Genomic DNA, 12,028 nt, shown 5'->3' with positions numbered 1-12,028 from the left:
GACGATGAAAGATCGAGGCTGGTGGTGAGGAAGGAGGAGGGAAGGTGCTGTGACTCGGTACCGGGACTCATTTATCCCATGGCCCCAGCATCGAGTCCTGCCACTCGTGTCGAGAACAAGAACTGGTGCCATGTATCGGCGGAGGCGAGTTTGTCCGGGGTGCACTCGAGGAAGACTTCGAGGGTGACGCCCAGATCGCTGATCTGCCGGAAGAAACGGTATCCCGCTACGTTGTTCGTCGAGCCGTTGGAATATGTGACAGTGGCTGTGTATTCGATTTCGTATCCGGGGAGCGTTCCATTGTCGTCTCGTACGGCGTTGACGGAAGTCGGACCTGAGGTCACCGAGAAAGAGCTGTGGTTCGACATCGTCTCCTGCACCTCGGTGGAGGAGGAGAGGTTGTCTCCACCCCTTCTTCCTTCGTCGTGAATTGTTTGGTTTGCTTTGTAGAAGATAATGGCTAGACAGCCTCCTGCGTCGAAGTTGTAGGCCTGGCTGATTTCTGATGATGTCGCGACCGGTCGTTCGAGTATGTCGTCCTGCCGGTGCCACGTGCCGGTGGTGTCGTTGGAGATTGTGACGTTCGGGGCCGTCCAGGCTGTTGCGGAAGATGTTGCCGATGGTGTCGGGGTTGGTGTCGTGGACGGCGTGTCCGAGCTGGAGGGGTCGGCCGTGGTGGAGGCGCCGGCGGGCTCGACGGTCAGCTGCCCCTTGTGAGAGGGACCGCAGGCGCCGAGGGGAAGGGCTGCGATCAGGGCCAGTCCAAGAGTGAGGAGGCGAGTGCTGCAGGGGCTGTGACCTACACGGTGACGGTGTCGCAGGCGGGTGGGCATATTGCCTCCCAGGAGGGTGGGGGTGAGTAGGAACTAGATGGGAGTGTAGGGGATGCCTCTGGAGCCCCGCTCGGTTGTGAGCGTTCAGAAAGGGGTGTGATGCTGGTTGTCAGGGTCTTGTGAGGCCGTGATCGGGAGAATGAAGGGGGGAGGTGCCTGAGGCTCCGGTCAAGTCTTTTGGTGTGGTGTAGATCGGGTTAGGGGTTGAGGGTGATGGTGTTGTGGTCGGGTATGGCGTGCTGGTCGTGGTGGAGTGTGTGGGTGAGGTGTCTGAGGGAGGTCTCGGACAGGTAGCGGCGTTCGCCGTACTGCCATTCCTCGTGCTGCTCGAGCAGGACGGCACCGATCAGGCGGGTGACGGACTGCCGGTCGGGGAAGACTTGCACGACGTCGGCGCGGCGCTTGATCTCGCGGCCCAGACGCTCAATGGGGTTGTTGGACCAGATCTTGGGCCAGTGCTCCCTGGGGAAGGGTGCGAACGCGGTCAGGTCCGGCTCGGCGTCGGTGAGCATGTCAGCGATTTGTGGGAAGGAGGGGCGTAGGGAGTCGATGACGTGCTGGTACTGGGCGGTGACGGCCTCCCGGCTGGTCTGAGCGAAGATCGTGGAGATCAGGGCGCCCGCAGGCTTGGAGCGGGCCGAGCCGAGCCTGGAGGTGATGTTGCGGGCGAAGTGGACCCGGCACCGCTGCCAGGCGGCGCCAGGCAGGATCGCCTCGGGCCGCGGCCCGGATACCTGGGTGGGCGTCACTAGTGACCAGCACGACGCCCTGGGGGTCCTGGTCGGTGGCGACCCTCAGTCCCCGCTCGCGCAGGGACCGCAGGAAGGAGGTCCAAAAGTCCGTGGTCTCAGCGTCGCCGAGCGCCATACCCAGGATCTCGCGACGTCCCTGGGCCGAGACCCCGGTGGCGACCACCAGGGCCTGAGAGACCACCCGGTGGCTGACCCTGACATCCACGTAGGTGGCGTCGACGAACACGTAGGGGAACCAGGTGTGGTCCAACGGGCGGGTGAGGAACTCACCCACTGCCTCGTCGATGTCCTTGCAGATCCTTGAGACGGTGGATCTGGAGATACCCGACTCGTTGCCCAGGGCCTTGACCAGGTCGTCGACCTTGCGGGTCGAGACCCCTTCGATCCAGGCTGAGCAGATCACGGCGTACAGGGCCTTGTCGACCCGTTTGCGTGGGCAGAGCAGGGACGGGAAGAACGATCCCTGCCGCAGCTTGGGGATGGCCAGGTCCACTTCCCCGGCCGTGGTGGCCAGCTTCTTGGGGCGCTTGCCGTTTCGTCGGTTGGAGCGCGTGCTGGAGCGCTCATAGGGTTCTGCGCCGATCTGGGCGGTGGCCTCGGCGTCGATCAGGTCCTGCAAGCCGGCCTGGAGTAGACGACGGAAGACGTCATCATGGGCCAGGTCCGGGTCGGACAGGACTTCCTGAATCAGGACGGAGACGGCAGACTGGTCACTGGGCATCGTGGGAGTACCTCCTGGTGAATCTTGGTCGAAAATCCGGGTCCCACGATGCCCCCTCTACTGATCTCAGGCAGCCACACCGGCCAGGGAAGCCCCGCAGGAATTGCCACCACACTAAAAGACTCACCCGAGAACCCAGGAAAGCTCCGGGAGAACCGGCTCAGACCCCACCTGGCGCCTGGCCAAGCAACACCCTCTCCTACGTGCCCTACGAAAACACCATAGAACATGCTTGGAACGAGGGCAGGAAGAACACAGACAATACCCAGGCAACTACACTCAAGAGAATTAATATCGTCGCTGGGTCATAGCCTTACGAAGGCGACATCTTCCTCGACCCGCCCCACTCGTTCTGTTCGCGCTATATAATTCCGTTATTAAAAATCTTCAAGAACAACAACGTAACAAACTATGTATCAGTGCGTCATTGCCTGTCACGCCAACCGCAAACGAGGGTAACAGCACCGAAGCGTTGTCTTTGATTACATTAGCTACACCATTTTGATCGATGATCATTAAGAGTGAGATATGGTGGTCGACTGCTCGGTCCTGACCAGTACAGTTGACAAGAACAGTGCATTCTCCCAAGAAGCGTGCTACACCGGGTACGGCAGTATCAATGGTGCGTTGTCTGCCAAGTCCTCGCCACAGAAGTAGGCTAAGCTGACAAGCAATCCACGAAAGGCGCAAAGTCGTGCCGATTCGCAAAGGAACTAAGTCGAAGAGAGGCAATCGTGAATAATGTCGGTTGTCCATGCCGTAGCCTAGATTCATTGGATAACTATCGCCTACCTCCTGACCGGCCACACAAAATGGCATCGCACCCGGCAAACAGCTGGCAATCACGTGCGCAGCTATTACTTGTGAGCTAGAAATCCATCTGCTAACACGCGGCGAATCGTGCGTTTCAAGAGCACCCAGGTACGGGAGCGCAATCGAGTGTGCATATGTTTCCAATAAGTTCGGCATGGCTTCCTCACCTAAATGATCTATAACCCCCCAAACGCTTCCAGTAACAGCGTCAAAACCAGCGATTTCAAGATCCGTGATTTGACGTGTATCGAATGCCTCGCCAAGTAACAAGATATCGTTCTGCAAGCCGTTACGAAGCGCAGTTAATGTTTGTATTCCTAACGCATGTGCGCCATCGACGCGATAGCCACGAAAACCAAATTTTGATTGAAATTCCACGAGATTCTGCATACGCTGCCTGAGTGGTGCAACAAGTCCTGGTGGCGTAATATCTTTATAGTCAAACCATTCTGGGCTATTTTCAAGACACCGGAAGTACGTAACGTCCCACCAAGGTTCCTGCGGGTCATCGGGGACATCTGAGAACGCAGGCATAGTGATGATCCCTAAATTGTTTTTGCACCATTTTAGAAACGTTGTACACGAAGTCTGTGTAAGGAAATCGCTAAAATCGGCGACAGTCGGCGAGGAGACAAATTGTTCGCGGTACGCTTCTTGCGTCATCCCATCAGAAGGGTAACGAAAAGGAGAATTTGTTTTTATCCAATAAAACCACTCGGGATGAACTAATGTAAGCTTTGAGTCGCGCGCAGCCAAGCGGAATGGAATATCTACAATTAATTCTAATCCGTAACAGTTTAACAATTCACAAAAAGCGGCAAATTGATCTTCGGCGGTGCATCCAACAAAATATTGCGTGACCAAAAAATCGTCAATCGTATACTCATTCAATAATGCGTATGGTGAACCGAATTCTCCTTTGCGCGACTCTTTGCCGATCTGAAATATAGGCAAAATCATAACACGACCGTATCCCATTAAAGCGATTCGTTTAACGAGAGGAAAGCAGCTCAAAAATGTTCCTGGATGGAGCTGACCATTCTCGTAATATGCACCGAATGAACGTATAAAAAGACAATACGTTGATTCTTCTATAGCGTGTTTTGCGTCACATCGCCATTTGAGTGCATCACAAACCGTCTCACGAATCCATTCAGATACAGGCTTAGATATTATATTTTGATTGTCGTCAAAAAACTCCGTTAGCATCCAAGATGGATATCCCCATGATTTTGTTGCATCATTCGAAGTAACGATTCGAAGAAGTCGTTTTAGATTGTCAATCATTGGCTTTAAATGAATAGATAACAAGCAGTGGCAAGTCGGCTAGAATACTGATATCATGTGCCGTAGTTACTCGTTCGACCGCCAATGGTTCATCAAAGCTCAAAAGATCCAAGCCGTGCCGCACCGCGATGCTGATAAGCGAACTTGGGAGGTGAAAGTAGTTTGGAATACGGAGGCTCACATCTTCGTTTATGACATTAACTGCATTCCCTAGCCATACTTGAATAGGATGAATATCGCTAATGATTAGAATTCCTCCTGGGCGGAGAATCCGTGCAAACTCACGCATTGCCGCTGTCACGTTAGGTTCGTGAGAGAAGGCTGCGGTCGTCAAAACCAGATCAAACGACCGATCGCGATAGGGTATAGACGTGAATGAACCAATTCTACATTCAAGCGCGAATCCGCGTTCCTGCGCTATCTTCAACATGTTCTTGCTGATGTCAGATGCGAAAATAGTAAAACCGAAATCGTGCAGCATTGCAAAATTTCGCCCAGTACCGCAAGCCATATCTAACGCCGTTGCTTGTCTTGCTTGTTTGTTCTGCTCCGCAATGCGCAGCAGACGGCGAATAATAGGTTCTTCGGTTGCGAACATATCGTTTGCCGCATTGTCTGCATCGTAGTTGTAGGCCCAAACGTTGTAGCCATCGGCGGCCTGGACAACCTTGCTCAAGGGTAATTGTGCTCCCGAGTCGAGCATACTTCGCGCGCGGTCCACATCATCAGCGAGTTCGTTCAGGCGCTCCGTGATGCGCGCTTGCGGTGCCGTAAGGGATTTGAGTAGCGCGAGTCCGCTAAGGCCGGACTGAAAAAGTGCGGGACCAAGGTTGTGCTCAAATTTACTCACTGTTATCACCTTATCATGTGGTATTGTATAGCGTGAACAAGATAGGTAGGATCGTAGTTATAGGTTTTTGTGCGGGATAAACCGAAGGCGGTGAGGAAGAATGCTCTCCATGCGCACAGATTAGGCGACGCGCCTGGTCTGTTTTATTAAATTAGACCTTCTGTTTCCGACTCGGCACATGTTCTACGGGACCTAAAGCCGCGGATATAGAAAACCTAGATTGCTGGGTAAGTTTCGGATAACCTTGAAATCCGTGTTCAAGTTGCTTGCTTTGTTCTCCCGTGTTCCTCCTCGCCCTCGTTAGTTGTCCCGGTTACCTCAGAGGTTGAATAAAGTTGACTATAACTACACTCCAGCTTGATCCAGAAGACAATATCCCGAACGGTTTTGCTTCTTGTGAGATGCGTCACCTGATGGTCCTCTTCACTCCTCGAGGGCGTCACACTGAGAGGCTCCGCTCAGGTGTTGTCCCGGCACACCTCAGTCCTTCCCACCGAGGGTCGGACGCCGTGACCACGTGCGGACCGTTTGTCTCTCGAGTGAAGGCACCTCCGGGCCGCCACGTCGATGACCTCGCGCACCAGGCGCGTACACTTACCTGTCTCGTGCCGGTTTTGGTGGCTTGGTGTCGTGTAGGGGGTTTTCGTTGGATTGGTGGGGGAGGGGTGGGTGTTGTGGGGCACTAGTGGGTCGGTAGGGTTGGGGTGTGAGTCCGTGTCTGCGCAGGGTCCGTACTGCCTCGGGGGCCACGGCGGTGCAGGTCGTGGCCAGGGAGCGCGGGCAGCGGCGGATCGTGGAGCACCTGGGCTCGGCCCGTGACCAGGCCGGGCTGGCGGCGCTGACGGAGGTCGGGCGCCGCAGGATCGCGCAGACCCAGGGGCAGGGCGTGCTGGATTCCAGGCCCTCCAGGCTCCGGCCCGCCGGGCCGGGGTGGTGGTGGGGCGTCAGCGCCTCGGGGCTGCTGTGGCAGGTGCTCACACAGGCTTTATGAGCACCTGGGGCTCGACGCTGCCGCTGAAGGCGATGAGGCGTTCACGCGGATGGTCCTGGCCCGTCTGGTCGAGCCCGCTCCCAGGGCCCGGGTCCCCCGGGGTGCTGACCGGTCCGGGCGTCACCCCGGCTAGCCGGCGCACCTTGTTCCGGTCCCTGGTGCGCCGCATCGAGCGCAACCGGGGGCAGAGGATCGCGGCCGCCGCACCGGCGCGTGCGACCACCGCCGGGGACCTGTCCTTGTGCCTGTAGGACGTGACCACCCTGTACCTCCGGACCGATGAGGAGGACGCCCTCAGACGGGTGGGGTACCCCAGGGAGCGGCGGGCCGGTCCCCAGGTCATCGTGGGCCTGCTGGTGGACCGGGCCAGCTTCCCGCTGCGGGTGGGCTGCCGGGAAGGCAGCAGGGCCGAGACCACCACCCTGCTCCCCATAATCGAGGAGCTCCACGACGCCGCGGGCACCGAGCCCCTGGTGATCGTGGCAGACGCCGGCATGCTGTTGTCAGCCTCCGACCTCAAGGCCCTGGACGCCGCTGGCACGGGCCTTGTCGTGGGATCGTAGACAAGCAGGGCCCCGGGGACCTGGAGGCCCACTTCCACTGGCACGGCGACGCCTTCACCGACGGGCAGGTCATCGACACCATCACCCCGCGCACAGGCCCCGCTGGCAAAGAACGCAACCCACGCCTCAAGGCCGAGCCGGTCTGGGCCCCCCAGACCCACCCACGCTCCTGGCGAGCGGTCCGGGCCTGCAGCGCCAGGCACCTCGCCCGCCAGAGCCACATCCTGGACGCCCAGGTAGAACGAGCCCGGGACGTCGTCAACGGCAGCAGGCGCGCCAGGACCACCCGGTTCGTCACCATCCGTGCCGGCAACCAGGTCCTGGACGAGGACAGCATCGCCCGGGCCCAGATCCGTGGCCAGGTCGGTGGTGTTATCCTCCAACGGGGTCGTGCGGCTTTCAGCCCCTGAACCCGCACGACAGAGTACGTAACGTCCGGACTCACCACCATGCCTCTGCGAGTCAGAGCGGCGCGAACTATAGTGCGAAAGGCGTCTTTTTGATAGTGCTAGTGCGGACAGGCCCGATGGGCTGTTTCTATTTGTGGAGCAGAGAGGACTGTCGGTCAGGTCGTGGCCACTGGCGGGAAGGGGAAGTACTCTCGGGGGGAAGACGGGATGTGTTGTATATTCTCATGAGGTTGAGGCGGGGTGGTGCTGTTCCTGGGTACGATAATGCTACACGGTGTATAAGTGGGCGTGCGAGTAGCGGGGAAAAAGACTGTCCTTACCCCGTAGAGGTCGGATGGAGGCAGAAATGAGGGCTGCTGGGCGTCGTCAGCCACAGAGGCGTGCCACCCGGGAAGGGGACCGGTGCTAAGCGACAAGGGCAGAGCGGGCGGACAAGGATGTCGTCATGGCCGTCGTCAAGGTGAGGGCAGGACTGCGCACCGAGGAGCCCCGTCGGGGGCACCCTGGGTGGGGGTGCCCTGTGAGACCGGTTCGGCGAGGACCACCGGATCGCCGGACGCGGATCCCGCCTCGGGGCTACCCGCCGGCATCGCCGTCCGCACGGCGCTGTCCCTCAGTGGTGTGGTGCAGCCAGTGCCTTGTGAGGCCGCCGGAGGCCGTCCACGTCACCAGGGCGAGCAGGCCCAGGCCCGCGAGGAGGGCGAGGAGGGCGTGGGTGGCGGCTGAGCCCATGGCCGTGCCCAGGACCGCGACGACCACGCCCGGTACGAGGAGGTCGTCGACCTGGATGACGACCGGCAGGGCCGTGGAGCTCTCCGGCGCCCGCTGGCTGAACAACGCCGAGCTGATAATCGGCTCGACGACGCCGACGAACGCCCCGGCGGCGGTGGTGCAGGCACACAGGGAGAGGATCTTGGCGTCCGTGCCGCCAAGGAGGACGGCGGATGTGAACGCGGCCACGCTCACGACCGGCAGCAGGCCCACCGCGAGCCCGTTGCGGATGACCCAGGACCTGAGGGCGTCCCGTGACTGGGCCCAGGACGCCGCCGCCCAGACGCAGGCCCCGGTCGTGACCACCAGGAAGGTCGCACCCGGGCGGATCCCGTGGACGTACCACGCGCCCGCGCCCTCCGCGCCGCCGTACAGCGCCTGGGCGACCCCACGGCACAGCAGCGGCGTCGCGAGGGTGCGGACCGGGGTGCCGGGCACCGGGACCGGTCTGACGAGCGTGAAGGCCCTGTAGATGAGGACCAGGCCGGTGAGCGTCACCAGGGCGAGCACGACGGCCACCGGGCCGCGGCCCGCGAACGGCGCGGTGGCCACGGAGATGGCACCGACCGTCATGAGGACCACCCGGGTCCCCAGCGGGAGGGCCGACGACGTCCTCTCCCCCGGTTGCGAGGCCCGTGCCAGGAGGGCGGCGCAGGCGGCCGCCACGACGGCGGTCACCAGGAACAGCGCCCGCCAGGACCACGCCACCATGACCAGCTGCGCCAGGCCCGGGCCTATGATCGAGGGCACCACCCACACCGAGGCCAGGACGGCGAACACCACGGGGCGGTCGCCCTCGTCGACGTCGCGGTCGATCGAGGCGTAGACGCCCCCGACGGCGAGACCGCCACCCACCCCCTGCACACAGCGCGCGCAGACGAGACACAGGGCCGTGGGGCTCACGGCGCAGCCTGCTGCGCCCAGGCAGAAGAGAGCCGCCCCCAGCGGCAGTGCCGAGCGGACCCGCCCGTAGACGAACAGCGCGCCGAAGAGCTGGGCGAGCGCGTAGGCGGCCGTGAAGGCGCCGTAGAGGCCGCCCAGGTGGAGGTCGACGGCGATCTGGGGTACCAGCGTGGACAGGGCCAGACCGTCAAAAGCGGTCACGAACACGACCGCCACGAGGGAGACGACCCTCAGCCGGTCAGCTACCCGCAGTCTTCCCATGGGACACTCCTACCAGCCGCCGGGGACACGAGTCGATGGGTAACTCCATCCCATGTGAAGCGCGACTCTCGTTGATCAGTAAGTGCAATACGCGACAAGGCCACGAAGTACTCTCGGCTTACATAGACGATCTCTGCCGCTTCTGCCGCAGCCAAGGCGGTTAATTGAGGCAGGTAAGTGATCGTCGCAAGCCACCCATTCGGTTCAGGACGTTCCCATCGCACGTCACGTACCTCGTCAGTAACAAGGGGAGTCAAGTCAAACATAGCAATCAGATAGTTCCTAAATTCCATCATGTCGAGTGATAATTCTGGACCGTCCGATGCGTCATAAACGTACGAACCATAATAGAGTGCGATATCATGAATGTTGATCTGCTGTGGAGGTGTAGTGAGAACTGATCGCGCTCGTTCGGACAACCAAGTTTGGTCTATGTTAGGAAGTGCATCTAAAGTTACAATTCGGGGCTTTGAAAAAACATTTTGAGGCCAATATCGATCGCTCGCTGTCGCGTCGCGACGAACTATCGTAAGTGCTTCACAAGCATCGACAAGTGCGTGCGCCACTTTTGGGTTAATGATAGGCATTCCGAACGGGGCGAGAAAACTCAACATCTTTATCATCGCTTCACGACAGTTTTGTAAATAAGTACAGGGCCATCTCCCATAGGAAGCTGAACGCTCTTCGCGTCAGCGAATGTTGGTAAAAGTTCATTCAGCGTTCTAACTTGACGATCTTCTTCGCGGTTATAATATTCCGACAAAATAGGCCGGCCCGACCACCACTGGTTGTCGATGAACATCAAGCCATTAGCATGTAAGCAACGCCAAGCCATAGTTACTGAACGAACGATCAAAGGTTTTGCGATATCAACAATAATTATGTCGAAAGACCGCGTCAGTTCGGTGAGATAAGACAGAGCGTCTGCGGTGACATACTGCGCATCAACTTTCCCAGTGTGTGTCCGCTGGAGCAAATGTGCTTGTTCTGTATGTTCCGGATCTATGTCGACTGTTACGTAAACACTCTTATCGATATCGTTTGCGTTCATGGCCGCGAGCACATGCAATCCCGAAACTCCAGCGCCCGTACCTAGTTCCAACACTCTGCGTGGCTTAGTTAATGTTACTAGGAAGCTAAGCAGTGCACTGCTCTCGGGATCAAGCGGTGGGTTGTCCGTCTGTTGCGCCAGCCGACGCGCATTAGCAATATAAGCTGGCTCGGGTCGTAGGCATCGAAGATACCGTAGCTCATCAAGGTCGCGTGTATGTGTCAATCCGTTCACCTTCTTTGGTATAGATATTTCAGTGCTGATGGGGCGTTTTCCATCCACGGTTTACGCGGACCAACAAAATGTAACGCAGACATAGATTCCCAATCAGAAACTGTAGCATGTCGGTAAGTTAAAGAGTCCTTCATGTCTTCACCGACGAACGTCAACCAACCATCAGGAAAAGGTTTCCATAGATCTACAAATGCAACATTTAACGCATCTTGTTCCGGAAATTCATAGGGCATCGTTGCAGCCAATTCTGCAGCTAACGCAATCGCCTCCTTGTAATTAGAATCAAACCTATCAAAAAAGAGTACTCCTGCATTGAAATAAGTTTCAAGACCTAAATGCGCACCTGACACATAAACATCTTTGGCTGCGAGAAGTGAAAAACCATCAAAATATCCTAGAAATTCACCGAGATCTGAATTAATTAAAATATCCGTATCAAGATAAACATAGTATCTGTTTTCGTGCGGCAAATAGTTATCTATTTGCAACTTCAAAACCATTGCGTCGGTTATATGGTTAGTGAGTGTGGAACGAATGCGTTTTGGTAATCGCGGTTGATTCGTTACTCGAACATCTATGGCGTGTTTGCTGGCGCGATGTGCGAGTTCACGATTATAACCATCAGACGTAGTAAGAACCAGTCCGCGCGAGACTGCATTACATTTGCGGCATGCTCTAGCTACTGCAAAAACTGCTTGATCTATCTGGTTCTTATCAGCGCAGGAGACAATTATGAGACAAGTATTCATGCGTTAAGCTCTCTGCAGGCAGCCATAACAATTGACTCGACGTCTTTGATTGCCGCCGCACGATTCCGACACATAGTTTGGGAAGTGAGATCCGCAGTGGGAAGTCCGGCAGCAAAATTGACAACGACCGCAAGCATCCCCAAGTCTATATTTAACTCTAAAGCCATCAATGCCTCGGGAACTGAAGTCATTCCGACAACAGTGCCGCCAGCCGACTGAAGGAAGCGAGACTCTGCTGCAGTCTCAAACCGAGGTCCGTCCATACCAACGTAGGTACCGGTAGTTCGGTCTATCATAATTTCCTTGCGCGTGGCGCCTACGAGTAGGGCATTTCGAACCCGTACTGAGTACGGATTTGTTACATCTAACTGTTGATACCCGCTCGTCGTGGCGAACGTGGTAGGAATGCGACGATGAAAATCGATCAGTTGATCCGGAACGATGATGGCGCCCGGATGCAAATCAACACAAAGCGACCCCACCATACAGGTGGCGATTATGGCGGTAACACATGACTCGCGGCATGCTGCAAGGTTTGCACGATGATCGATAAAATCGGCACGCTTATGCCCCTCATGGCCTCGTGGGAACAGGATAATTCGATTCTGACCGTCCCGCAATTTTCTCGCCGAGGTAGCACCGAACTCATGCCGGATGAGGATCGGATCCGCAGCCCGATAAATCTCCCAATCGGTAATCTCCGCACTGCCAATTATAGCGACCGTGTTCTCGTGAGCGCCCCCCACGCCTAGAACTATAACATCAGTTGCACTACGGGCACCAGTCTGTGACGAGACTCACTCCAACCGTGTTTTGACGATCGCCTAGCACCTGAACCA

At 57.4% G+C, this 12,028-nt stretch carries 10 protein-coding genes and 1 pseudogene; 3 read left to right on the top strand and 8 right to left on the bottom strand.

Going from position 1 to position 12,028, the window contains the following annotated elements; all coding sequences use genetic code 11:
• Positions 1-71 precede the first annotated feature (71 nt).
• The 4 genes and pseudogenes from BKH32_RS12540 to BKH32_RS12530 form a co-directional block, all read right to left on the bottom strand.
• Positions 72-833, bottom strand: coding sequence for a hypothetical protein (locus tag BKH32_RS12540; RefSeq protein WP_075250334.1), 762 nt, complete (start codon positions 831-833; stop codon positions 72-74).
• A 197-nt stretch (positions 834-1,030) separates the two neighbouring features.
• Positions 1,031-2,306, bottom strand: a pseudogene (locus BKH32_RS12535) (IS256 family transposase).
• A 387-nt stretch (positions 2,307-2,693) separates the two neighbouring features.
• Entirely contained in the window at positions 2,694-4,406 is a 1,713-nt protein-coding gene (locus BKH32_RS13795) for a hypothetical protein (protein ID WP_143222843.1), read from the bottom strand.
• Positions 4,399-5,256 carry a class I SAM-dependent methyltransferase gene (locus BKH32_RS12530; protein WP_143222842.1) on the bottom strand — a complete coding sequence of 286 codons (858 nt, stop codon included), beginning with the start codon at positions 5,254-5,256 and terminating at the stop codon, positions 4,399-4,401. The genes BKH32_RS13795 and BKH32_RS12530 overlap by 8 nt, the downstream gene beginning before the upstream one ends.
• Before the next feature lie 706 nt (positions 5,257-5,962).
• Here BKH32_RS12530 and BKH32_RS13790 point away from each other — a divergent pair.
• From BKH32_RS13790 to BKH32_RS12520, 3 genes are read left to right on the top strand one after another with little or no spacing between them, the layout of a single operon-like run.
• The gene (locus tag BKH32_RS13790; protein WP_143222841.1) at positions 5,963-6,247 is read left to right on the top strand and encodes a hypothetical protein; all 285 of its coding nucleotides are present in this window, start codon (positions 5,963-5,965) and stop codon (positions 6,245-6,247) included.
• Positions 6,244-6,498: a hypothetical protein gene (locus BKH32_RS13785; RefSeq protein ID WP_143222840.1), complete on the top strand. Its 255-nt coding sequence runs from the start codon at positions 6,244-6,246 to the stop codon at positions 6,496-6,498. Before BKH32_RS13790 ends, BKH32_RS13785 begins: the two co-directional genes overlap by 4 nt.
• 3 nt (positions 6,499-6,501) lie before the next feature.
• The gene (locus BKH32_RS12520) at positions 6,502-6,810 is read left to right on the top strand and encodes a transposase (RefSeq protein WP_075250332.1); all 309 of its coding nucleotides are present in this window, start codon (positions 6,502-6,504) and stop codon (positions 6,808-6,810) included.
• A gap of 986 nt (positions 6,811-7,796) precedes the next feature.
• Here the strand turns inward: BKH32_RS12520 and BKH32_RS12515 are convergent.
• The 4 genes from BKH32_RS12515 to BKH32_RS12500 all read right to left on the bottom strand — a co-directional run bounded on the left by BKH32_RS12515 (position 7,797) and on the right by BKH32_RS12500 (position 11,935).
• The gene (locus BKH32_RS12515) at positions 7,797-9,155 is read right to left on the bottom strand and encodes an MFS transporter (protein WP_075250331.1); all 1,359 of its coding nucleotides are present in this window, start codon (positions 9,153-9,155) and stop codon (positions 7,797-7,799) included.
• Positions 9,156-9,774: 619 nt separating this feature from the next.
• Positions 9,775-10,440: an O-methyltransferase gene (locus BKH32_RS12510; RefSeq protein ID WP_178384680.1), complete on the bottom strand. Its 666-nt coding sequence runs from the start codon at positions 10,438-10,440 to the stop codon at positions 9,775-9,777.
• Positions 10,437-11,189: a glycosyltransferase gene (locus tag BKH32_RS12505; RefSeq protein ID WP_075250329.1), complete on the bottom strand. Its 753-nt coding sequence runs from the start codon at positions 11,187-11,189 to the stop codon at positions 10,437-10,439. Before BKH32_RS12505 ends, BKH32_RS12510 begins: the two co-directional genes overlap by 4 nt.
• Entirely contained in the window at positions 11,186-11,935 is a 750-nt protein-coding gene (locus BKH32_RS12500; protein WP_075250328.1) for an MTAP family purine nucleoside phosphorylase, read from the bottom strand. The genes BKH32_RS12505 and BKH32_RS12500 overlap by 4 nt, the downstream gene beginning before the upstream one ends.
• Positions 11,936-12,028: the final 93 nt, after the last annotated feature.

The sequence above is a fragment of the Actinomyces oris genome, from assembly GCF_001929375.1.
GTDB classification, from domain to species: Bacteria; Actinomycetota; Actinomycetes; order Actinomycetales; family Actinomycetaceae; genus Actinomyces; species Actinomyces oris_B.
This window is presented reverse-complemented; position numbering and strand designations above follow the sequence as displayed.